Here is a 24,241-nt window from a genome sequence, read left to right as displayed (position 1 = left end):
AAATATTGCCTTTTCGTAAGTCCTAAACAATAGTATTTATAGGGTGTAATAATTAATACAGATCTAATCTGTAATCCCTTTTTATAACAAGTTTTTAAAATTTTTTGAAAAAAATAGTGATTTGCCAGTAACATATAGATCGGAAATGACATATACTTATAGCGATGGTATCACATAAGGAGATATTCTAGTTATAATTTAAAAAAAGAATATGCTTATTAAGGTCTTTGGAAGTGCCGTTTTCGGTGTTGAGGCTACGACAATAACTGTAGAAGTTAATATAGATAAAGGGATTGGATATCATCTAGTAGGATTGCCTGACAATGCTATTAAAGAAAGTAGTTTTCGAATTGCAGCTGCACTACAGAATAATAATTATAAACTTCCAGGTAAGAAGATTACCATTAATATGGCTCCCGCAGATCTTAGGAAAGAGGGATCAGCATATGACCTAACATTAGCTTTGGGTATACTTGCTGCCAGTTCTCAAATTAAGGGAGAACATATTTCTGATTATTTAATAATGGGAGAATTATCGTTAGACGGAAGTCTTCAACCTATAAAGGGAGCTTTGCCTATTGCTATTAAAGCTAGAGAAGAAGGGTTTAAAGGATTTATTTTACCTACTCAAAATGCAAAAGAAGCTGCAATAGTGGATAATTTGGAAGTTTACGGTGTAACAAATATTAAAGAAGTTATAGATTTTTTCGATGGAAAAGGAACTTTGAATCAAACCGTTGTGGATACTAGAGAAGAATTTTATAAAGAACTAGATAATCCAGAGTTTGATTTTGCGGATGTAAAAGGGCAAGAGAGTATAAAAAGATGCATGGAGATTGCTGCTGCAGGTGGTCATAATATTATTTTAGTTGGACCCCCAGGTAGTGGAAAAACAATGTTGAGTAAGAGGTTACCAAGCATATTGCCTCCAATGTCTCTTCAAGAAGCATTAGAAACGACGAAAATTCATAGTGTTGTTGGAAGAATAAAAGATAATGTTGGATTAATGGCACAACGTCCTTTTCGTAGTCCTCATCATACAATATCTAATGTTGCTTTAGTTGGTGGAGGTAGTTATCCGCAACCTGGTGAGATTTCTTTGTCACATAATGGTGTTTTGTTTTTGGATGAACTTCCTGAATTTAAACGAGATGTATTAGAAGTTATGCGTCAACCATTAGAGGATAGAGAAGTAACAATTTCTAGAGCTAAGTTTACTGTGACTTACCCATCCAGCTTTATGTTAGTAGCGAGTATGAACCCAAGTCCTGGAGGGTATTTTAATGATCCCGATGCGCCAGTGACTTCTTCTCCTGCAGAAATGCAACGATACCTTAGTAAAATTTCTGGACCTTTATTGGATCGAATTGATATTCATATCGAAGTTACTCCGGTTCCTTTTGATAAATTAAGTGAAGAAAGAAGAGGTGAGAGTAGTGTTATGATAAGACAACGTGTTATTAAAGCTAGAGATATACAAACAAAAAGGTTTCTAGATTTAAAAAACATTCATTATAACGCCCAGATGGGTGTGAGACAATTAAGAGTTTATTGTCAATTAGATGATGCTTCAAAAGAATTATTAAAAACCGCTATGGAAAGATTAAACCTTTCGGCTAGAGCGTATGATAGAATATTAAAGGTTTCTAGAACTATCGCAGATTTAGAGGGTTCTCAATCAATTAATGGAGATCATATTTCTGAAGCAATACAGTATCGAAGTTTAGATCGTGATGGGTGGTTGGGTTAAATTTTATTGGATAGGCAGAAATTTTTTTACATTATAAGTAGGGTAATTTTTGCTAAAACTGTTGTAACTAGACAAGACATTTTTTTTGAATTAAATAATTCTATATATTTTAAAACATTTATTAATCTTTTGCACAAATTATGAAAAATTTTTATCTCTTTTTCGCTCTACTTTTTTTCGGAATAATTAATGCTCAATACAATCAAGATGCTCCTTGGATGCGGAACCTGAGACAAAGTAAGACCAACAAGGAATTAAGACCTACTTTTCAAGAAATTCAACAAGCTTTTAATGATTATTGGGAAACAAGAGACCCTAGTAAGAAAGGTAGTGGATATAAACCATTTAAAAGATGGGAATATATTTGGGAGGATGTTGTTGATGGAGAAGGATACTTGCCAACTCCTGAAGATAAATGGATTGCTTGGGAACATAGGAATGAAATAAATAATAAATTAATATCTACAGATTTAAGTAATTGGGAAGCCATAGGACCTTTTACCCATACAAATACAGGGTCTTGGTCTTCAGGTCAAGCTAGAATTAATGCTATAACTGTAGATCCGAATGATGCAAATATTTGGTATGTAGGTACTCCTGCGGGAGGATTATGGAAATCAGTTAACGCTGGAAATGGATGGATGCCTTTAACAGATAATTTACCTCAAATAGGGGTTTCAGGAATTGCTATAGATTATTCTAATTCTGATATTATTTATATCTCCACAGGAGATGATGATGGAAATGATACTTTAAGTGCCGGTGTTTTTAAATCTACAGATGGCGGACAAACTTGGAATCCGACTGGATTGGCTCCAAGTAATACACCATTGTCAATGAATGAAATTTATATACATCCAACCAATTCTAGTATATTATGGGTAGCTACTAATACAGGAATTTTTAAATCAATAGATGCAGGTGTAACTTGGAATGTTACTTTACCAGGAAATATTAAAGATATTAAATTAAAACCAAGCGATCCTAATGTAATATATGCTGTAACTCCTAGCGAATTTTATAAATCGACCAATGGAGGAGATTCCTTTAATATTATTACCAATGGAACTCCAACAGGTAGTGGTAGAATGGTAATTGAGGTAACACCTGCAAATAACGAATATGTCTACATATTAAGTGTTAATGCGGACGAATCTTTTCAAGGTGTATATCGCTCTGAAAATAGTGGAGAGTCTTTCTTAGAAAAAAATAGTTCTACGGATGTTATAGAAAGTCAACAAGCTTTTTATGATTTAGCCTTAGGTGTTTCACAAACAGATGCTGATGAAGTATTTGTAGGTTGTCTTAATGTTTGGAAGTCAGATGATGGAGGTACATCTTTTAGTAAATTAAATGAATGGTCTTTCCCTCAAGGTGCTTCTTATACGCATGCAGATATACATATGATTAGATCTTTTGGAGGAACTGTTTTCGTATGTTCGGACGGAGGTATTTATTCATCTACTAATGGTGGGAATGTTTTTACAGATCATACAGCTGGTATTCAAGCAAGTCAATTTTATAAAGTGGCTGTTTCTCAAAATGATCCAAATAAAATGGTTGGAGGATTACAAGATAATGGAGGGCACGCATATAATAATGGAAATGGAAATTGGCTTAATTACTATGGTGCAGATGGAATGGATACAGCAATTGATCCAACAAATGATGATAAGTATTACGGATTTATTCAAAATGGAGGAGGGCTATATTTGTCTTCGAATGCAGGTAGTAGTGGTTCAGGAAGTGTGCCCCAACCAGCTGGATCTAATGGGAATTGGATAACGCCATTAGCAATAAACGCAACAGGAGAGTTATTTGCTGGTTATGATAATTTATATCGTTTAAATGCAGCTGAAAATGGATGGGTACAATTAGCGGATTTAGGAAGTTCAGCAAGTCAAATGGAAATAGCGTCATCTGATAATGCAATTATGTATATTTCAGTAAGTAGTACACTTAAGAAAACAACTGATTCAGGAAATAATGTTGTAGATGTATTTAATTTTGGAAGCAGAATAAGAGGAATAGCTATTCATAATACAGATCCTAATATTGTATGGGTTACTACGGCATCTGCCGTTCATAAGTCAATCGATGGAGGAAATACTTTTAATAATATTTCTTCAAATTTACCAATAAATGACAATTACTTTTTTATAAATGATATAGTGCACCATTCTGGTCAATCACAAGATCCAATATACATAGGTACGAGTATTGGTGTGTATAGGAGTGTTAATGATGGATCTTGGACTCCATTTTTAAATAATTTACCAACTACTATAGTTAATGATTTAGAAATTAATATAGCTGATAATTCCATTACCGCAGCTACTTATGGAAGGGGTATATGGAGATCTTCACTTCCTAATTGTCTTACAATTACTGCAAAACAAGAATTGTCAATAGATAATGGAGCTGTTGAAGAAGGGTCCTTAGTAGGCTTATGTACTGGACAATCAATCAAATTTCAATTAGATGTACTTACAGGAGCTAATCCAACTTATGTTTGGTCTGGACCAAATGGCTTCTCTAGTGCAGATGCGTCTATAACAATTAATGATCTATCCTTAAATGAAGCAGGTCAATATTTGGTGACAATTGATTCAGATGGAACGTGTGGATCAATTGAGTATGCATTTTCGTTAGACTTGGAAGAAGCTTTACAACCTTTAGTTTCTGATATTGATGTTTGTGCTAATGATCAAGCAACACTTACAGCCTCGGGGAGCACAGATTATAAGTGGTATACTGCGGCTACAGGAGGTGCTGAAATAGCAACAGGGACATCTTTTATAACCCCAGCTATAACAGGTCCTACTACTTATTATGTTTCAGGAGTTTCTTCAGTAATAGTTTCAGAGAAAACACCTGCGCCAGATATTAGTACAGCTGCTGATTATGATTTTTCTCAGGGGTTGATTTTTAATACGAATGATGATATTACTATTGAGTCTTTTATGATGTCAGCTATGTCTGCTGGATCTAGAACTATACAAGTTGCTGATGCAGCTGGAAATGTAGTCGCTTCAACTACTGTAGATATTCCATTAGGGGAATCGTTAGTAATTGTAAACCTTAATGTTCCTAAAGGGAATAATAATATAATATCTGTAACAAGTGATTTAGTTTCATTAAGAAGAACACCTGCAGGAAATGGAGTTAGTTATCCTTATACTTCACCTTCCAATGTAGTTTCAATTGTTGGAAACACAGTAAATGCATTAGAATTCTATTACTTCTTTTATGATTGGAATTTTACATCAAAAGGAGGGAGGTGTGAATCGATTCGAACACCTGTAAATATTAACATTGCAGCTGATACTCCTGATTTATCGGATGGAGACACAGTATATAGTATTGATGGAGGAACAGCAGTATCATTTAGTGACGGAGAAACAATTGAAGTTTTAGAAGATTTAAATATAGAATTGACAATACCAGCTTCTCCGTTTAATGCTTCGGTAGTTTGGACTGCACCTGGAGGTCAAACATATAATACCGATAGTATTAATTTTGATAATATAGAACTTAATGGGGATGAAGATGGAGATTGGACAGTAGAAGTTACTTTTGGAGCAAATTGTGGGGTAGCACAACAGGTAATTAATTTTACTTTAAATGTCGAGCCTACTACTCTTAGTGTTGAAGATTTTAATTTAGATACTATAAAAATCCATCCAAACCCTACTCGAAGTAGGTTGTACATAGATAATACAGTTAACTTTGTTAATCCTACTATTACAATTTTTGATATAAGAGGAAGGAAATTAAATAAAACTCTTGATATCCAGAAAATAACTTCCAAGCAGGTTGAATTGAATATATCATCTTTGTCACCTGGAGCTTATTTTATTGTAATAGAAAATGATCAAAGAAGATTAATTAAGAAAATGGTTAAAGAATAGTCAATACTTAATTAATTTTTATAATTACGAATTATAAAAGCTTTATATATTTTGTATTGTTATATATAATATATATAGCTTTTCTTTTTTTAAGTTTAATATGGAATGAGATATAGAGTAATGTATTTATAAAAAAAATATTATAAAGGGATTTATATTAGGATCAACAGTTAAAATAAATAAATCTTAAAATTTTAATGTATACAGAAACTTTTTTGAATAAAAAACGACCTTTTTAACGTTTTTTTAATAATATAACAATATAAATACTCATTTCCTTAAACTACATTTAAACCTTAATCAAAAAAATAAAACATGAAAACTCGAATATCTAGGACGCTTTTAGTAGCATTATCCTTTTTATTTGTTTCCGTTATTTCTTGTAAAAAAGAAACAGCAGAAACTAAATCAGAAAACGAGGAAGTTGGTAAATTATCTATCGATTTCGAAAAGTACGAATTAGAAAATGGCCTTCAGGTTGTTTTACATCAAGACAAATCAGATCCTATTGTTTCGGTTGCTATACAATATGGTGTAGGATCTAATCGAGAAAAAACAGGAAGAACAGGGTTTGCTCATTTATTTGAACATATGCTATTCCAAGAATCGGAAAACGTACCTCAGGATCAGTTTTTCAAAAAGATTCAGGATGTAGGAGGAACTCTTAATGGAGGTACTTGGCAAGATGGGACTATATATTACGAAGTGGTTCCTAAAAATGCAATGGAAACAGTAATGTGGTTAGAATCTGATAGAATGGGATTCTTGATTAATACAGTTACCGAAAGTGCTTTTAATAATCAACAAGAGGTAGTTCAAAATGAAAAAAGACAACGAGTTGATAATAACCCTTATGGTCATACAAGTTGGGTAATTGATAAAAATATTTTTCCAGAAGGTCATCCTTATAATTGGCAAGTGATAGGGGAGTTAGTAGATCTTCAGAATGCTACGGTAGAAGATGTAAAGGAGTTTTATGATAAGTATTATGGTCCAAATAATGCCACACTGGTATTAGCAGGTGATTTTGAAACAGCTGATGCTAAGGCAATGATTGAAAAGTATTTTGGTGAAATCAAAAAAAGACAACCAGTAGAAAAATTAAAAGTTCAGAATGTAACTTTGTCAGGGACAAAGAGGTTTATGCATGAAGATAATTTTGCTACAACTGCTCAACTTAATATGGTATGGCCAACTGTAGAACAATATACAGATGATGCATATGCTTTAGATTTTTTAGGAGAATTGTTGTCCGAAGGAAAAAAAGCTCCATTGTATAAGGTGTTAGTTAAAGAAAAAGAATTGACATCGGATACAAATGCTTGGAATCGTTCTATGGAAATAGCTGGTAAATTTAGAGTTAATGTTACCGCTAATGAAGGAAAAAGCTTAGCAGATATCGAAGCTGGAGTTTTTGAAGCGTTTAAGAAATTTGAAGAAGAAGGAATCACAGATACGGATATTGAAAGAATAAAGGCCGGTCTAGAGACTCAGTTTTATAATGGAATAAGTAGTGTTTTAGGAAAATCTTTTCAGTTAGCACAGTATAATGTATTTGCTGGAGATCCTGGATTTATTACCCAAGATATAGAAAATATCAAAGCGGTTACCAAAGAAGATGTATTGAGAGTATATAATAAGTACATTAAAGGAAAACCTTATGTTATTACGAGCTTTGTTCCTAAAGGGAAAGTTGATTTAGCAGCCAATGATTCTGAAAAAGCTGCTGTTGTAGAAGAAGAAATCAAAGAGAATGTAGAAAACGCAGTGGCAGAAACAAAAGAAGAAATAGAAAAAACACCATCCGCTTTCGATAGATCTGTAGCGCCTAAAGAAGGAGAGTCTCCTAAGCTTAATATTCCATCTTCTTGGAATACAACATTAGCTAATGGAATGAAAGTATACGGAATGGAACAAAATGAACTTCCTTTAGTGAATTTTAGTTTAGTGATTTCTGGAGGTCATTTATTAGATTCTTTTGATAAGGTTGGAGTTGCAAACCTTATGACTGACATAATGATGGAAGGAACTGCAACTAAAACTCCAGAGCAGTTAGAAGAAGAAATAGAATTGTTAGGAGCTTCAATTAATATGTATACTACAAGAGAAGCTATAATCATTAGTGGAAATACATTAGCACGTAATCTAGATAAAACGATAAACCTTGTAGAAGAAATTTTATTAGAACCTAGATGGGATGAGGAAGAATTCGCAAGAATTAAGACTAAAACTATTAATGGAATAAAAAGATCAGCTGCCAACCCTAATGTTGTTGCAAGAAATGTTTATAATAAGGTATTGTATGGAGATAAACACATGTTTGCATATCCAACTAGTGGAACAGTAACTTCGGTAGAATCTATAACTATTGATGACTTAAAGCAATTTTATACGAATAATTTTTCTCCATCCGTAAGTAAATTTCAAATAGTTGGTGATTTAAATAAGGATAAGGCTATAGCTTCACTTAAAAACTTAGAGAGTAAATGGGCAAGTAAAGAAGTTACTATTCCTGAGTATGAAATTGTAAATAATAGAGATAAAGCATCTTTGTACTTTGTAGATATTCCTAATGCAAAACAATCAGTTATCAATATTGGGTACTTATCTATGGCTCGTACAGATGAAGATTATTTCCCAGCTACGGTAATGAATTATAAGTTAGGAGGATCTTTTTCCGGAAACGTTAACCTAATTCTTAGAGAAGAAAAAGGGTATACTTATGGTGCAAGATCAGGGTTTAGTGGAAGTAAAATTCCAGGAACATTTACCGCTTCTTCTAGTGTACGTACCAATACTACTTTTGAATCAGTAAAAATATTTAAAGATGAAATCGAAAAATATAAAAGCGGTATTTCTGAAGAAGATTTGACATTTACTAAAAATGCTTTAATTAAATCAAATGCACGTAAATTCGAAACTCAATTCGCATTATTAGGAATATTACAAGAAATGGGAAGATATGACCTTCCTGCTGATTATATAGCTAAAGAAGAGTCAATTATTGAAGGAATGACTCTAGAACAGCATAAAGCACTGGCTAACAAATATCTGGATGAGTCTAAAATGGCATATTTAGTTATAGGAGATGCTGCTACTCAGTTTGAACAATTTAAAAATGCTGGTTTTGACGAAGTAGTAATGTTAGATAAAGATGCTAATGAAGTAAAATTATCTGATGTAAAGATGTAATTATTATATCAACATATCATATTTGGATAAAGGAGAACTTGAAGTTCTCCTTTATTTTTATTGACTATTATGTTTGATTTTTATTTTTTGCACTAATCGACAAATGTATTTTCTAAATTCCATATTTCTTATACCATAACCATCCAATCCAATTAACTCAACATTTCTTGAGTCCATTGATTTTAAAGAAATATAAAACAGAGAGTATCCATCCCTTTTGAACCAGATTTCATTTTCTTTTCTTAAAATTTGATAAGAACTACACTCTTCGGAAAAAGGAGATTCTTTAATTAAAGAATAATTTTCATAATTTATACATTCATAATGTTGCTCAATTTTTGTCCAATAGAATTGATAATATATTACTATAGCAGTAACAATTATGGTTAGTAAAACGATTGTTAACATGATTTGGGAGTTTCTGGAAGAAGTATTAATAATTTCCAATGGATTGATTTATAGAATAAAAGTTTAAATCTTTAGATTTATCATCTAAAATTAATTCTCGCTTTTCTATATCATCTTCAAATGTTACTATTTTTCTTAATTCTCCGAATTCGTTATATGTTTTCCAGGTACCTTGTCTCTTACCTTTAGTAAATGCTCCTTCAATTTTTATTTTTCCATTAGAATAAAAAGCTTTCCATATCCCATCTTCATCACCGTTATTGTAGTTTTCGATAAATATTAATCGTCCTTTTTGATCATAGATTTTCCATTGACCATGAATTTTATCATTATTAAATACCCCTTCTTTTTTTAATTGGCCATTATCATAAAATAATTTCCAGGTTCCATGTAACTTGTTGTTACTTGTTTCTCTAATTTCTTTTATAGAGCCATTGCTGTAGTAATACGTATTACTATTACTTTTTGGTTTTATTATAGTTTTTGAAATACCATTAGTAGAAGTTCCATTGGTTAAAGGTAATGACTGCTGCGCTTTGACTCTAGGAAGAAATATTAAACTAATGGAGAATATTATTTTAATTAATGTGCTTTTCATAATAAAAATGCTTTTTGTTTTTGAACACTACAAAGGTTCGGAATAAAACGTTTTTTTTTCACACCTCTTTTAGTGAAAATGTATTCACGGTTTTCAGGGAAGAGCACTCTGGTTTTGTAAACTATTTTGTTAACGATAGTATAGTAATACGGTATTACAAAACAGTAATTTGTTAGGGATATTTACCCCTATATAGTAAAGTTGTTTTCCTTTACAGATTCCGTGTTTTAACTATACCAAATGATCTGTCTAAAACATAATTTTATAACATCTTAATCAAACATATAATTCCCTTTTATTGGTTGAGAATATTCAAACCCCAATGAATTAGTAACCTACCCCGAATTCTTTAATTTTTTTAGTATGCAAGCGATCTTATATATCTAACGCTAGATGTAAAAGATTTAGATACAAATCAGTTAATTCGATAATAAAAGGATATGATATTCGAAGTGTTACAGATTATTACAGAGGAGGTTAATAATTTTTTCAACATAGAAATTGAAGAAAAACCAGTTTCATTAGATAATATAGCTTTTGTGGAGTCTGAAGATGATGAACCCTCGGATAGCAATAATATTGTTCTTTCGCTACTACATACAGAAGAAGAATCCACCTTAAAAAATATTCTAAATCATAAAATAGAAGGCACAAAAGTGGTCTATAAAAACAACAAAGTTAATTTGAATCTTTATATAATGTTTTCGGCAAATAGGAATGATTATAAAGAATCATTAAAAAGTATTTCAAGAGTGGTAGAATTTTTTCAATCCAAGAAGATTTTTACACAATCTAATACAAATTTTGACAGGGATTTGGATGGAATGGATCAGATAGGTGATTTTAAGTTTACAACAGAGCTTTTTACTCCATCATTTGAAGAAATGAACTTTATCTGGGGAACTCTAGGGGGTAAACAATATCCTTCAGTAATATATAAGGTTAGTGTACTGGAGATAGAAAGAGATGTAACACAATCCGAAGGTAGTTTGATAACAGAGATTAATGGAAGTTTAAAACGTAATTAATTGGCTTTTAGTATTTTATATAAAGAGATGTTTCAGGTGCAGCTGCATCATTCATATTTTCTTGATAATGGATCTATTTCATTTACCTCGATGAATAATGAAGAGAAGGTTATACGATTAAATAAGTATGTTTTTAAAGATTTTTTGAAAGTGGTTCCAACAACTGCTACGCAAAAGGTTTTTAGAGATCATAAAATTATTATGAAAGAGGGGACGGATGGTTTTATAGTACTTAACAAGGTTGTAGAAGAAAATGATGATTATAAATCAACAATTTTTCTCGATGATAATCTAGGGTTTACATTCCTCATATACAACAACGATTACCTATTTGATAATTATACAGAGTTACCCAAAGAGAAAAATAGATTGTACTATTTCTCAAATATAAAACCAAGTACAGAATCCGATCCATATACATATATCCCTTTAAATTCATCTAACGATCTAATAGATCAGGATTATTTGTTATCAGAAGAAGGTTCGCAAGCAATTTGGTATAACATATTGCAGGAGAATGGTGATGCAAGTACCAATCCTTATTTAGAGCTATTGGCAGAAGTTGAGGAAGGTGATTTAGCAACCGATGAAGCTAAGCATCTATTAAACCAAGCTATACAATCAGAAAAGAGTAAAGGATTGCTCGGCATTATTAAACTTCATACGATAGGGGATAATAGCATGGATCTTATCACAATAGATAACTCAGATCCTAATGATGTGAAAAACTATTTATTAGATCCTAGTCCTTCTTATAAGCTTCATTTTGATAACAGAAAAACAATTTGGAAATATATTAATAAATCTGATGATGAGGAATTAGAAACTTCTTCTGTTCAACCTTTAACCAAAAACGGATTTATCGAAATTGATCCTGATGCTGATATTGTACCTCCGCTTCCATCGGATATTGAAAAATATACTTTTCCGAATCCAACAGCAGATTTGATAAAGCAAACAACAGATGTAAACACAAATATTACAACAACATATTCTGAAATTTTTATTTAAAAACAATTAAAATTATGGCAACGTACAAAACACCAGGGGTTTATATAGAGGAGATTGTTAAATTTCCTCCATCCGTAGCCCAAGTAGAAACAGCAATTCCAGCTTTTATAGGATACACTGAGAAGGCAACAAAAAAGGTAGCAGATGATTTGTTACAAAAGCCAACCAGAATTACTTCTATGTTAGAATATGAAACATACTTTGGATTTGCATTACCAGAGGTAAATATTGAAGTTACAATATTTGATGCCTTAGTAAATGGAGATATAGAAAGAAATATTACAATTGATAAGGATCAGGTTGTAGCTAATAGACAACCCTATTTAATGTATTATGCCTTACAGATGTATTTTGCAAATGGAGGAGGACCTTGTTACATTGTTTCTGTAGCTGATTATACAGGAGGAAATGTATTATTTAGTGATTTAAATGATGGGTTAGATCTTCTTAAAAAAGAAGATGAGCCCACATTGTTATTGTTTCCTGATGCTACTGCAATTGCAGATCCAAACGAATTTTTCGCATTATATAATAATGCCTTAACTCAATGTAATGATCTTCAGGATCGATTTGCAATCATAGATACCTATAGTTATGATGATACTAGTGATGCTCCAATTGTAGCATTGCGTTCAGGAGTAAACCTAGAAAAAGATTACCTAAAATATGGTGCTGTTTATTACCCATATTTAGAAACCATTCTAGATTATAGTTATGATGAAGCTAATGTTGCTATTAGTCATACCAGCGAAGATGAAACTCCAGAGAGTATTACTGCAATGGCAACAGCTACCCAGAGTACTTCAGACATACAAACTGTTTTAAATGGTATTCCAGCTTTAGTCATTGCGTTAACAGATGCAGATACAGTTTTACAAGCAGGTACTAATGGAGAAGCCAATACTAATCGAACTACTATTACCGATACAATCCAACCTATTGTTGATGCACTTAATAGTGTAGTTAGCTCTGGATCCAGTGCAGCGACTGATGGTAATGCAGTAGGAGAAGCTGGAGTGACTGCCGCTGCAGGAGCATTGGATGCAGCAATAACAGGAGCGAGTGCTATTCCAACATTAATCACAGCTTTAGAAGGACATATTACTGATATTAATGGGGCAGCCAATAGTGCACCTGGTGGTGGAGTAGTAAAAACAGAATCTACAGCAGCCGTTACAGCCGTTGCGACCATAGAAGCAGATATTCAGGCAGTGATAGCATTAATAACACCTGCATTAACCGATGCAATTACCGCAGCACAAGCAGCTGATGGCGTTATAACTGGTTCTCTTGATGGTCAAAATCTAGCAGCTATTGAGAATATAGATAGTGCAACTTATAACCTAATTAAAGTAGAATTAGGAATCCTTCCTCTTGAGTTACCACCAAGTAGTGCTATGGCAGGGGTATATGCAAGAGTAGATAGTGATAGAGGAGTCTGGAAAGCGCCAGCAAATGTTGGAGTAAATTATGTAATCAAACCTTCTATAAAAATAACCAATGAAGAACAGGATCGATTAAATGTAGATACTGTAGCAGGAAAATCTGTAAATGCAATTCGAACTTTTACAGGAAAAGGAACTTTGGTTTGGGGGTCAAGAACCTTAGCAGGTAATGATAAGGAGTGGAGATATGTGCCAGTAAGAAGATTTTTTAATATGGCCGAGGAATCTATCAAAAAAGCTACAGAACAATTTGTTTTTGAACCTAATGATATGAATACGTGGGTTAGAGTAAAAGCAATGATCAATAATTTCTTGACACTACAATGGAGAGCAGGAGCATTAGCTGGTCCTACACCTGATAAAGCATTTTATGTAAATGTGGGATTAGGAGAAACGATGACAGCTGATGATATTCTTGATGGAAATATGATTATCGAAATCGGAATGGCGGTTGTTCGTCCAGCAGAATTTATCATTCTTAAGTTCTCTCATAAAATGCAAGAAGCTTAATCAACTTATAATAATTTAAATCAACAACATAAAACATAGAAATCATGGCAGAATATCCATTACCAAAGTTCCATTTTAAGGTAACAATTGGAGGTGACACCGAATTAAATTGTACCGAAGTATCTGGTTTAGACTTTGAAACTGAAGTAATAGAATATAGAGGAGGAGCGGATAATGACTACTTCAAGAAAAAACAACCAGGGATGACCAAGTTTGCTAACATAGCAATCAAAAGAGGAACTTTTGTTTCTACAAAAGGACAGTTCTATGATATGTGGAAGAAGAATGTATTCTTTCAAGAAGGCGAAGAGAAGTTTAGAAGTGACCTTACCATTAGCTTGTTAGATGAAAAACATGAACCTATATTAACTTGGGAAGCACAAGATGCTTGGTTACTTAAGATACAATCCACAGATCTTAAGGCTGATGGAAATGAGATTGCTATTGAATCGGCAGAATTTGCAATTAACAGTCTTAAAATAGCATCTTAATGGCAACCTATTATCCACCCGTTGGCTTTCATTTTAGTGTCGAGTTTACTGGTTTATCAACTAGTGAAGTAGATCATCAATTTCAGTCTGTAGCTGGATTATCGGTAGATGTAGAAACAGAAGATGTTACTGAAGGTGGAGAAAATAGGTTTAAGCATAAAATTCCGGTTAGAACAAAATATCCAAACTTAGTTTTAAAAAGAGGCTTATTGGTAGATTCTAAAGTAATCAGTTGGTGCAAAGATGCTGTCGAAAACTTTGAGTTTGAACCTATAGATCTTATTGTTAAACTTTTAAATGAAAATCATGAGCCGTTGTTGTCCTGGAATATTGTGCATGCCTATCCAATTAAATGGTCTATAGCTGATTTTAATGCTCAAGAAAGTAAAGTGGTTATTGAAACCATAGAACTGGTGTATAACTACTATAATACAATTTGATAATCATGGGAGCGATCGAAATTAAAGAATTACATATCAAAATAAATGTAGACAATGATCAGAAAAATACGGATGCCCCAAAAGGAGATAAACCATCAGGAAATAAGGATATGATTGTTGCAGAATGTGTAGAACAAATCATGGAGATCATTTCAAAACAGTCTGAACGATAAACAATGAGTACTGGAGAATTAAAAAAATTAAAGGTTGTAGCCTATAGTGATCCACAATTTAATGATAAAGTTGGGGATGGTGAATTTACCACCTTGGTAAATCCAGAAAAATACACCTTTAATTATAAAATTGAGCAAAACGAGGATCAAGCTTCGGGGACGAGTGATTTATCTCCTAAGTTTAATAAAAAACTTCCAGAAGATCTTGAATTAGAATTTTTATTTGATAGATCAGGTGTTATAATTCACTACGGTAGTGATCCTGGGAGTAGTTCGGGTAATAAAGTCTTTAAAGACGAAGGTGATGGTATAATTGATGATATCGAAAAGTTTAAAAAAGTAATCCTAGATTACAATGGGGACGAACATAAACCAAACTATCTAATGATTTCGTGGGGGACTCTTCTTTTCAAAGGGAGTCTTACCGAAATGAGCATAGAATTTAAACTATTTAAACCTGACGGTACACCGATCCGTGCAGTAGCAAAGGCAAAGTTTCAAGGTTTTGTAGAAGATGATCTTAGAGTAGCAAAAGAGAATAATCAATCCCCTGATTTAACACATGTACGTGTGGTAAAAGAAGGAGATACGTTGCCTTTAATGTCGCATCGTATTTATGGAGATTCTAAGTATTACTTGGAAGTAGCAAGAGTAAATGAGATCACTTCATTTAGACAATTAGAAGTAGGAAAAGAAATTTTCTTTCCTCCAATAGAAAAAACATCATAAAAATGGCTGAAGGCAGTGTAATACAGACATCAAAAAACGCAGACCTTGTTACAAGCAAGGTACTTGTCAACGGAGAAGAGTTGTCTAAGGCCTATCAGGTTAAAACAATTTCTATCCAAAAGGAGGTTAATAGAATCTCTACTGCTAAGTTGATTATAACAGATGGAGAACCCTCTAAGCAAGATTTTGAATTAAGTAATCAAGAACTAGTTGTACCGGGAGCAGAAATCGAAATTACCGCTGGATACCATTCTGATGAAGAAACGATTTTCAAAGGAATTGTCATTAAACATAATATAAAAATAAGAACTAATGGTTCTTATCTTATTGTGGAGTGCAAGGATGAAGCTGTCAAACTTACAATAGGCAGAAAAAGCAAGTATTTCTATGATAAAAAAGACAGTGATATTATCGAAGAAATTGCGGGCGATTATGGTATTGCTAATGATGTAGAGGTTACCAATTATGAGCATAAAGAGTTAGTACAATATAATGTGTCGGATTGGGACTATGTGGTTTCACGAGCTCAAGCAAATGGCAAGCTTTGCTTTGTAGACAATGGTGAATTAAAGGTTGCTAAACCAGATTTTAGTACAGATCCAGTTGAAACTGTAACCTTTGGAGCAACTATTTTAGACTTAGACGCAGAGATAGATGCAAGACATCAGATCGATAAGGTTACTTCTTATGGATGGAACTATTCTGATCAAGAAATTGTTGAGGTAGAAGCAAATGATCCATCAGTTTCTTTAAACGGTAATTTATCCGCTTCAAACCTTTCTTCGGTCATTGCTTTAGAAAACCTAGAATTACGCCACGGAGGATCACTTACTACTGAAGAATTGCAGGATTGGAGTGATGCTAAGTGGATGTTTCAACAATTGTCAAAAGTAAGAGGTAGAGTTAAGTTTCAAGGAGTACCAGCCGTAAAACCAGGAACTTTGTTAGATCTACAAGGAGTAGGAGATAGATTTAATGGAAAGATCTATATCACAGGAGTAAGTCATCACATTGCAGAAGGAAATTGGACAGTAGATGCGCAATTTGGGATCAACCCTAAATGGTTTTCTGAAACATATGATATCAATGCATTACCAGCATCAGGATTACTATCAGGAATTTGTGGATTACAAGTAGGAATCGTAAGTCAACTTGAAGAAGACCCAGATGGAGAAGAAAGAATTTTAGTTCAGATTCCAATCATCAATAACGAAGAACAAGGGATTTGGTGTCGAGTTTCATCATTGGATGCTGGAGAAAATCGAGGTGCTTTCTTTAGACCCGAAATAGAGGATGAGGTGATCGTTGGCTTTATAAATGATGACCCGAATGATGCTGTGGTACTAGGAATGTTACATAGCAGTGCTAAACCTTCTCCTATTACCGCAAGCGATGATAATCATGAAAAAGGATTTGTTACCAGAAGCGAAATGAAAGTACTTTTTGATGATGATAAAAAGTCTATAACTATTGAAACACCTGCAGGAAAAAAAATAGTGTTAGATGAAGATGCAGGTTCAATTATTGTCGAGGATGATAATTCGAATGTAATTACAATTGATAGTTCGGGTATAGCAGTAGAAAGCGCTGGAGATATTAGTCTAAATGCATCAGGAGATGTTAATATCGAGGGAACCAATGTAAATATAAAAGCAAGTGCAGAATGCAAAGCCGAAGGAGGAGCAGGTATAGAAGTTTCTTCAAGTGCAATTGCAACCCTTAAAGGGTCACTAGTACAGATTAATTGATAAGATTTAAAAGGAACCAATAATTATAAACAGATAGACAATGCCACCAGCAGCAAGAATTACAGATATGCATACCTGTCCATTAGTGACAGGAGTAGTACCGCACGTAGGAGGACCCATATTACCACCAGGAGAACCTACTGTACTTATAGGAGGGTTGCCAGCAGCACGAGTTGGCGATATGGCAGTATGTGTAGGACCACCAGATACAATAATTATGGGGTCTGGAACAGTAATGATTGGAGGGATGCCAGCAGCAAGAATGGGAGATAGTACTGCTCATGGAGGAGTAATTGTACTAGGATGTCCTACAGTAATAATAGGAGGTTAGTTATGGAAAATAAGAATTCTTTTTTAGGTACAGGCTGGGGATTTCCACCAGAGTTTAATAAAACAGCAAAACATGTGTTGATGACCTCTAATGAGGAGGATATCAAGAAGAGTTTAGAGATTTTATTGACAACTAGATTAGGAGAAAGAATTATGGTGCCCAACTATGGATGTAACTTAGATGAGCTTCTTTTTAAACCCCTTGATAGAACCTTAAAAACTTTTGTAATTGAACTAATTAAGACAGCAATTCTCTATCACGAACCAAGAATAGATGTAATTAAAATTGATATCTCTGAAACAGATGAATTAGAAGGAAAATTGCTCGTGAAAATTGAGTATTTGATTAGAAGTACGAACTCAAGAAGAAATGTAGTTTTTCCTTTCTATAAAGAAGAAGGAACCAACATATAATGCGCTAATAAATCTATGTGTAACGACGGGAAACATAAAGACAATATAATTTTTAAAAGAAATGGAACCGATCAAGAGGAACGTTTTAATAGCGTCTTGGATCCAGCTAATTTAGAACTTCATGACTTTGATCTTGAAGACTGGTTATTGTTTGCATACAATTTTGCCAAACACATAAATTTCTTTGAAACAAATGATAATCAAATCCCATCTGGTGATTGGCAAGAACTTTTTAATCATTTCGATTTTACTAATCAAGACATTCCTAAAAGAACAGATAGCGATTATCAACTACTAAAAAATAAGATTTCCAAAACAATTGAAGATCTGGAAGCTCAGAGTAGTATCACTCCTCATATGACATTGTTTATATGCTTTTTAAGGTTATTAGAGTTTTCTAAACAACGATTTAATAGGATTACCAAAAGACATCTTGATTTTTTCTACAAAGAAATATTACAGATAGAAAAACTTCCAGCAACAGAGGATAAAGCTCATATTATTTTCGAACTGGCTAAAAAAAGTGTAGAAGAAAGAGTAATAAAAGAAACTGCATTAGATGGTGGTAAAGATGCCAATGGTAATAAACTCATTTATAAAACCACAGAAGAACTCATTGCCAATAAAGCTAAAGTTGGACAAATAAAGAGTTTATATAATGATATCAATCTGGGTGAGATCAAGTATAGTTCAATGGCTAATTCGTTAGATGGACTAGAAGAGGCTTTACCAGATGATGCAAACTATTGGCTTCCGTTTGGATATACATCAGGAGAAAAAGGATATACAGAGTTACCAGATGCTCGATTAGGTTTTGCTATAGCATCACCAATGTTTGATCTCAAAGAGGGAGAAAGAAATATAGATATCACGATTACCTTTACAGAAAACATAAATACTACAACACCTCCTTTTACTCAAGATGATTTATTAGAAAATCTTGAAATACAATGTAGTGGAGAAGAAGGTTGGCTAGGAGTTTTTCAACTAGGTAAGGATGTTCCTTTTAATATTAATGGTACAGATACCAATCGATCATCAGGTATTTTCGGGAATCAATTGCGGTTAGTTTTTCAAATTTCAAAGGATACTCCTCCAATTTTAAAATATGACAACGAAACACTTGGCGAAAATTTTACAACTACTAATCCTATTATTCGATTTTTAATAAAAACAGATAATCAAAAAGGGCATGTACTGTTTAGAAAATTAGTTAAAAAAACAGTTTCAGAAATCAAAATACGTGTTGATGTAAGAGATATAAAATCGCTAACCTTAGATAGTGATAAAGGAGTTCTTAATCCAAATAAACCCTTTTATCCTTTTACAACCCAACCTGTGACTGGATCTTCTTTTAAAATGAATTATCCAGAGGTTTTTTTAAAGAAGTGGGAGACTATTAACGTAAATATTAAATGGAAAAATACACCTGATTCTTTTGTGAAGCTTTATGAAGCATACAAGTCAGTTTACCTTGAGGGAACCAGCAGAAATATCTTTATGGATGGAATGTTTATAGATCCTAATGCGGCGAATTTATCTGCTAACCAACCAGAAGATGGTATTGATGACTTGACAACAGAATCCGCAGAAACTGATATTGTTCTAAATACAAATGTTGAAGACTTAATAGTTCAGGGTGACGATCATTTTAAAGCGAGAGTAGCGGTTTTTCATAAAGAAGAGTGGGATAGCGAGAGCAATCCAGAAAATGTAATTTTGTTTGAGGACCCTGATGATGATAACCTTTATGAAACAAACTTCTCTGTAGATGGTAGTTCATATGAAATAGGAAAGAGCGGTCCGCTGCGATTAACATTAAACCAATCTTTTTTACACTTCCTATTCCCAAGAATATATACCTTGGCATTATCTAGTGATAATGATGAAACGCTTATACCTAATGACCCATATACACCTTTTGCCGATGTTATAACCTTTAACTATTCTGCTGAAGAAAATACTGATTTTACCGCAGACGGAGAAAACGAATATGGGAATAATCGGATACAACTATTTCATGAAGATCCATTTGGACAGTATGAAGAACATTCATATTTAAAAATACAAGCACAAAAGAAGAGTATCTTAACTAAAAATGCAGATACTGGTAGCTGGATTGTACCTGATTATTGTCATGGTGGTGAATTATATATCGGATTAGAAGAAGCAGAAGTTTCACAGCAAATTTCCTTATTGGTTCAAATTTTAGAAGGTAGTGAAAATCCAGATGCAGATTCATTTGTTGGAAAACAAAGAGTAGAGTGGGCAGTACTCTGCAATAATCAATGGATGAACCTAGAAGAAAGCTTGCTGAACAATGGTATTGATAACTTCCTAAAATCGGGTATTGTTAAATTTAGTATTCCGAAACAAGCCACCAAAACCAACACCCGACTTCCAAAAGATTTTATTTGGATAAGAGCTAAAATGCACAAAGATTATGATGCAGTTTGTAAAGTGATTGACATCATGGCTCAAGTAGTATTAGTTCAATTTGAAAATAATAATAATGAACTGGCACATCTCTATAATGGACTTCCGGCAGAATCTATTTCAAAACTAATTAGTAGGGTTCCACAGATAAAAGGAGCTTCACAACCTTACAATTCTTTTGATGGAAAGCCATTGGAGTCTGATGATGAATATTACAGAAGAATAAGCGAAAGATTGCGACATAAAAATAGGGCCATTACACTTTGGGATTATGAACATTTAATTATGCAAGAGTTCCCAGAAGTGTTTAGAGTGAAATGTTTGAATCATACTTCGAATGACTCTTTTTTATCTCCTGGAGATGTAACCTTGGTTGCTATTCCAGATATCGTAGACAAAAATGTTTTTGACATATTCGAACCTAGACTAAGTACAGCAACCCTTAATAAAATTCAAAACTTCATTAATCAATTAAACACCATGCATGTAGAAGCCGTGGTAATGAACCCTCAATACGAGCAAGTACTAATTAGATTGAATGTAAAGTTTTATGAGCAATACGATGAGAATTTTTACCAAAAACAATTAAACGAAGATCTTGTTAAATTCCTATCTCCATGGGCATTTGATACCTCACAAGAAATTGTTTTCGGGATAGAATTAAATCGTAGTGCGCTTATCGACTATGTAGAGAAGCTATTCTATGTGGATTACTTATCCGAATTGGAAATGGCTAAGCATCCTGATGGAGTAGAAGTTCCAGAAAACCCAAAGGATGAAGACTATCTAGAACAATTAGAATTTGTTCAGGTACTTTCTCCAACTAGTCCAAAACATATTTTGGTATCAGCAAAAAATCATCTGATATCAACCGATATTAAAGTTTGTGATCCTATTATAATTGAAGAAGCAGAAACATGTCAGTACTAAACGAACATATTAGCATACCGAAAAAAGTCGCTACACAAGACGATTTAGACTTTTTCTATTTAAAAGAAAAAGGCATCGAATATATAGAACAATTAGGGGGTAAGTTATGGACAGACTTTAACTCGCATGATCCAGGAATTACAATGCTCGAAATGCTTTGTTATGCTATTACTGATTTAGGAATGAGAATTGAGCTTCCTATAGAAAATGTACTAGCATCTAACGATATTACTAAAAATGTAAAAACTCAGTTTTTCAAAGCTTCAGAAGTACTACCCACCAGTCCCGTGACGGCATTGGATTATCGCAAACTTTTTATAGATATAGAAGGAGTTAAGAATTGTTGGCTGGCAAAACATACAAAGAAAGTATATGTTAATTGCAAAGATGATCTGCTATCCTATAATCCAGATGATTTTAGTTTGATCCCAAGCGGGCAAAAAAAAGAATTTATACTCAAAGGGTTATATGATTTATATGTTGATTTTGAGGAGCTAGATCAAGCAGGTATAGACCAGGTAACCATAAAAATAAGAGAACGCTATCATGCGTATCGTAATCTTTGCGAAGATCTAGTTACAATAGAAAAAATACAGGAATTCCCAGTAAAAATTTGTGCAGATATAGAGGTAAGTACAGATGCAGATGAAGAAAAAGTACATGCGTTGATGTTAAGAGCAATTGATGCATATTTCTCAACTACGGTAAATTTTTATTCATTGACTCAAATGCTTGATAAAGGATATTCAACTTTAGAGATTTTTGATGGTCCAGTTTTGCAAAATGGTTTTATAGATACTAATGAACTTATAGAAGCAGATTTACGCAGTGAGGTAAGGCTATCTGATATCATGAAAATTATTATGGGTATTCCAGGAGTCACTAATATAAAAGATATCTCACTTGGATATTGTGGAGATCAAGCTACTGATACTAATGAATGGGTAATATGCTTGGAAGAATATGAAAAACCAATTGTGTGTGATAAAAGCGTTTTTAACTACAACAAAGGATTATTACCACTTAATATTAATAAAAAACAGGTTGATATTTATCTCGAAGAATTAGAGAAAGAAGAACAAGAAGCTATTGCTGAAGCAGGAGCAGATAAAGAACTTGAAATTCCAAAAGGGAAATATCTTAAAACTGATAGTTACACAACTGTTCAAAATGATTTTCCTGATACTTATGGAATTAGTGAGGTAGGATTACCAGCAAGATCATCTACTGTAAGAAAATCACAAGCCAAGCAACTTAAGGGATATCTATTATTTTTTGATCAGATTTTGGCTAGTTATTTTAAGCATTTAGGTCAGGTAAAAGAATTGCTTTCTGTAAGCGGAAATTTAACACAAACGTTCTTCACTCAGGCGATACAGGATATAAAGAATCTAGATGAATTGGTTTCAAATTATCCTATGGATAACGATGAGTATTTAACCAATGTGCTATATGAGGATTTAGATAATAATATTGAAAGAAGAAACGAAATTCTAGATCATTTGTTAGCGCGATTTGCCGAACGGTTTACTGAGTATTCTTTTATTATGAAGTCTATTTATGCTAATACTACCGATGAAGTAGTACTAAGAAATAAAGAAGATTTTTTAAAAGATTATAAAGTAGTTAGCAAGGATAGAGGTAATGCGTTTAACTATTATAATCAACCTCCAGAAAATCTTTGGGATACTTCTAATGTTTCAGGTGTGCAAAAAAGGATAGCTCGTCTTTTAGGTATTAAAGATTATAACAGAAGACATCTCACCGATTCTTTTGTAGAAATATATGACCTAATCAATAGTGATAATCAAAAAGTGTATAGATGGAGAATTAGAGACCTGAATAATTCTATCGTATTATCTGGTACTGAAGAATATTTTGATGCTTCTGCTGCAAATAGAGAACTGTTTTTTGCTGTTCTTCAAATTATTCAAACTAGAGAATTTAAAGTTGAAGAAGTTTTTAAAGAAGGGTTCTCTGATCATGCGGAGATTGATAATATACAGATTCATCAAGCTGATTCGGGTAAATATTCTTATGACATTATTAATCCTGCCATAGAGAATGAAAATGACCCCGATAGAATCATAGCAAAGCGATTTACCTATTATCAAACAAAAGGAGAAATAAAACAATCCATTCTAGATCTTATAAAATTTATGAAGGAAGATTTTACAGAAGAAGGATTATTTATTGTGGAGCATATGATGCTTCGTCCAGATATTAATCAAACAGATGTAAATGAGGGTGTTTTTATGCCAATTTGTACAGATGAGTGTACCAATTGTGAGCCGATAGATCCCTATTCTTATCGTGTTAGTATTGTATTACCTGGATATACACTTAGGTTTTCTAATACAGATTTTAGAAACTACATGGAACGAATTATCAAAGAAGAATTACCCGCCCATGTGCTAGCCAAAATATGTTGGGTTGGGTATAGAGAAAATGAAATAGAAGACCCCAACGATAACGAATTATTACAGTTTGAAAATGCATACAAAGCATATCTTCTGGCAAATACATCTCTTGACCAAGAACAGCCAGAACCAGAACTAATTGAACTTATTGAAGCATTATCTGGTCTTAACAATGTATATCCAACAGGAAGACTATTTGATTGCGACAATGAGAATGAAGAATTATACGGAAGAATAATTCTAGGAAAAACGAATTTAGGATCATTATAAAAAATCA

The 24,241-nt window shown here is 33.1% G+C and carries 17 protein-coding genes; 15 read left to right on the top strand and 2 right to left on the bottom strand.

The features are described 5' to 3' along the window. The first annotated feature begins 211 nt into the window (after positions 1-211). From D1815_RS09005 to D1815_RS08995, 3 genes are all read left to right on the top strand, one after another. Positions 212-1,750 carry a YifB family Mg chelatase-like AAA ATPase gene (locus tag D1815_RS09005; RefSeq protein ID WP_027393873.1) on the top strand — a complete coding sequence of 513 codons (1,539 nt, stop codon included), beginning with the start codon at positions 212-214 and terminating at the stop codon, positions 1,748-1,750. Positions 1,751-1,890: 140 nt separating this feature from the next. Then, a complete protein-coding gene (locus D1815_RS09000) occupies positions 1,891-5,661 on the top strand; it encodes a T9SS type A sorting domain-containing protein (protein WP_118386682.1) in 3,771 nt (1,256 codons plus the stop codon). A gap of 315 nt (positions 5,662-5,976) precedes the next feature. Beyond that, a complete protein-coding gene (locus D1815_RS08995; protein ID WP_118386681.1) occupies positions 5,977-8,853 on the top strand; it encodes a pitrilysin family protein in 2,877 nt (958 codons plus the stop codon). Positions 8,854-8,910: 57 nt separating this feature from the next. Here D1815_RS08995 and D1815_RS08990 read toward each other — a convergent pair whose 3' ends face one another. Continuing rightward, entirely contained in the window at positions 8,911-9,261 is a 351-nt protein-coding gene (locus D1815_RS08990) for a hypothetical protein (protein WP_162897355.1), read from the bottom strand. A gap of 25 nt (positions 9,262-9,286) precedes the next feature. Then, positions 9,287-9,859, bottom strand: a complete 573-nt coding sequence (locus D1815_RS08985; RefSeq protein ID WP_118386679.1) for a toxin-antitoxin system YwqK family antitoxin — start codon at positions 9,857-9,859, stop codon at positions 9,287-9,289. Positions 9,860-10,299: 440 nt separating this feature from the next. On the opposite strand from D1815_RS08985, the gene D1815_RS08980 reads away from it, so the two are divergent. From D1815_RS08980 to D1815_RS08930, 12 genes are read left to right on the top strand one after another with little or no spacing between them, the layout of a single operon-like run. Continuing rightward, a complete protein-coding gene (locus D1815_RS08980) occupies positions 10,300-10,887 on the top strand; it encodes a DUF4255 domain-containing protein (RefSeq protein ID WP_118386678.1) in 588 nt (195 codons plus the stop codon). After that, positions 10,888-11,898, top strand: a complete 1,011-nt coding sequence (locus D1815_RS08975) for a hypothetical protein (RefSeq protein WP_118386677.1) — start codon at positions 10,888-10,890, stop codon at positions 11,896-11,898. A gap of 14 nt (positions 11,899-11,912) precedes the next feature. Beyond that, on the top strand, positions 11,913-13,853 hold the full coding sequence (locus D1815_RS08970; RefSeq protein WP_199726717.1) for a phage tail sheath C-terminal domain-containing protein: 1,941 nt from the start codon (positions 11,913-11,915) through the stop codon (positions 13,851-13,853). Between the two features lie 44 nt (positions 13,854-13,897). After that, positions 13,898-14,344, top strand: a complete 447-nt coding sequence (locus D1815_RS08965) for a phage tail protein (protein ID WP_027393866.1) — start codon at positions 13,898-13,900, stop codon at positions 14,342-14,344. Next, complete coding sequence (locus tag D1815_RS08960; RefSeq protein ID WP_118386675.1) at positions 14,344-14,784, top strand: phage tail protein; 441 nt, start codon at positions 14,344-14,346, stop codon at positions 14,782-14,784. Before D1815_RS08965 ends, D1815_RS08960 begins: the two co-directional genes overlap by 1 nt. Before the next feature lie 5 nt (positions 14,785-14,789). Next, on the top strand, positions 14,790-14,957 hold the full coding sequence (locus D1815_RS23605) for a DUF5908 family protein (protein ID WP_162897354.1): 168 nt from the start codon (positions 14,790-14,792) through the stop codon (positions 14,955-14,957). Positions 14,958-14,960: 3 nt separating this feature from the next. Next, entirely contained in the window at positions 14,961-15,686 is a 726-nt protein-coding gene (locus tag D1815_RS08955) for a hypothetical protein (RefSeq protein WP_027393864.1), read from the top strand. A 2-nt stretch (positions 15,687-15,688) separates the two neighbouring features. Then, positions 15,689-17,434 carry a type VI secretion system tip protein VgrG gene (vgrG, locus tag D1815_RS08950; RefSeq protein WP_118386674.1) on the top strand — a complete coding sequence of 582 codons (1,746 nt, stop codon included), beginning with the start codon at positions 15,689-15,691 and terminating at the stop codon, positions 17,432-17,434. A 40-nt stretch (positions 17,435-17,474) separates the two neighbouring features. Next, entirely contained in the window at positions 17,475-17,765 is a 291-nt protein-coding gene (locus D1815_RS08945) for a PAAR domain-containing protein (protein WP_118386673.1), read from the top strand. 2 nt (positions 17,766-17,767) lie between these two features. Next, positions 17,768-18,178 (top strand): GPW/gp25 family protein, encoded by a 411-nt coding sequence (locus tag D1815_RS08940; RefSeq protein WP_027393861.1) that lies wholly within the window; start codon positions 17,768-17,770, stop codon positions 18,176-18,178. 15 nt (positions 18,179-18,193) lie between these two features. Continuing rightward, positions 18,194-21,544: a baseplate J/gp47 family protein gene (locus D1815_RS08935; protein WP_118386672.1), complete on the top strand. Its 3,351-nt coding sequence runs from the start codon at positions 18,194-18,196 to the stop codon at positions 21,542-21,544. Beyond that, on the top strand, positions 21,532-24,234 hold the full coding sequence (locus tag D1815_RS08930) for a hypothetical protein (RefSeq protein ID WP_118386671.1): 2,703 nt from the start codon (positions 21,532-21,534) through the stop codon (positions 24,232-24,234). Before D1815_RS08935 ends, D1815_RS08930 begins: the two co-directional genes overlap by 13 nt. Positions 24,235-24,241: the final 7 nt, after the last annotated feature.

The sequence above is a fragment of the Aquimarina sp. AD1 genome, from assembly GCF_003443695.1.
Taxonomy (GTDB): Bacteria; Bacteroidota; Bacteroidia; order Flavobacteriales; family Flavobacteriaceae; genus Aquimarina; species Aquimarina latercula.
Note: the sequence above shows the minus strand (reverse complement) of the source record. Positions and strands in the feature narration are given on the sequence as shown.

What these genes read in the sequence shown, in the direction of transcription:
- D1815_RS08985 (WP_118386679.1), bottom strand. Translation starts at nt 9,859, where the DNA reads ATGAAAAGCACATTAATTAAAATAATATTCTCCATTAGTTTAATATTT.
- D1815_RS08960 (WP_118386675.1), top strand. Translation starts at nt 14,344, where the DNA reads ATGGCAACCTATTATCCACCCGTTGGCTTTCATTTTAGTGTCGAGTTT.
- D1815_RS08940 (WP_027393861.1), top strand. Translation starts at nt 17,768, where the DNA reads ATGGAAAATAAGAATTCTTTTTTAGGTACAGGCTGGGGATTTCCACCA.
- D1815_RS08945 (WP_118386673.1), top strand. Translation starts at nt 17,475, where the DNA reads ATGCCACCAGCAGCAAGAATTACAGATATGCATACCTGTCCATTAGTG.
- D1815_RS08955 (WP_027393864.1), top strand. Translation starts at nt 14,961, where the DNA reads ATGAGTACTGGAGAATTAAAAAAATTAAAGGTTGTAGCCTATAGTGAT.
- D1815_RS08970 (WP_199726717.1), top strand. Translation starts at nt 11,913, where the DNA reads ATGGCAACGTACAAAACACCAGGGGTTTATATAGAGGAGATTGTTAAA.
- D1815_RS09005 (WP_027393873.1), top strand. Translation starts at nt 212, where the DNA reads ATGCTTATTAAGGTCTTTGGAAGTGCCGTTTTCGGTGTTGAGGCTACG.
- D1815_RS09000 (WP_118386682.1), top strand. Translation starts at nt 1,891, where the DNA reads ATGAAAAATTTTTATCTCTTTTTCGCTCTACTTTTTTTCGGAATAATT.
- D1815_RS08995 (WP_118386681.1), top strand. Translation starts at nt 5,977, where the DNA reads ATGAAAACTCGAATATCTAGGACGCTTTTAGTAGCATTATCCTTTTTA.
- D1815_RS23605 (WP_162897354.1), top strand. Translation starts at nt 14,790, where the DNA reads ATGGGAGCGATCGAAATTAAAGAATTACATATCAAAATAAATGTAGAC.
- D1815_RS08980 (WP_118386678.1), top strand. Translation starts at nt 10,300, where the DNA reads ATGATATTCGAAGTGTTACAGATTATTACAGAGGAGGTTAATAATTTT.
- vgrG (WP_118386674.1), top strand. Translation starts at nt 15,689, where the DNA reads ATGGCTGAAGGCAGTGTAATACAGACATCAAAAAACGCAGACCTTGTT.
- D1815_RS08935 (WP_118386672.1), top strand. Translation starts at nt 18,194, where the DNA reads ATGTGTAACGACGGGAAACATAAAGACAATATAATTTTTAAAAGAAAT.
- D1815_RS08965 (WP_027393866.1), top strand. Translation starts at nt 13,898, where the DNA reads ATGGCAGAATATCCATTACCAAAGTTCCATTTTAAGGTAACAATTGGA.
- D1815_RS08990 (WP_162897355.1), bottom strand. Translation starts at nt 9,261, where the DNA reads ATGTTAACAATCGTTTTACTAACCATAATTGTTACTGCTATAGTAATA.
- D1815_RS08930 (WP_118386671.1), top strand. Translation starts at nt 21,532, where the DNA reads ATGTCAGTACTAAACGAACATATTAGCATACCGAAAAAAGTCGCTACA.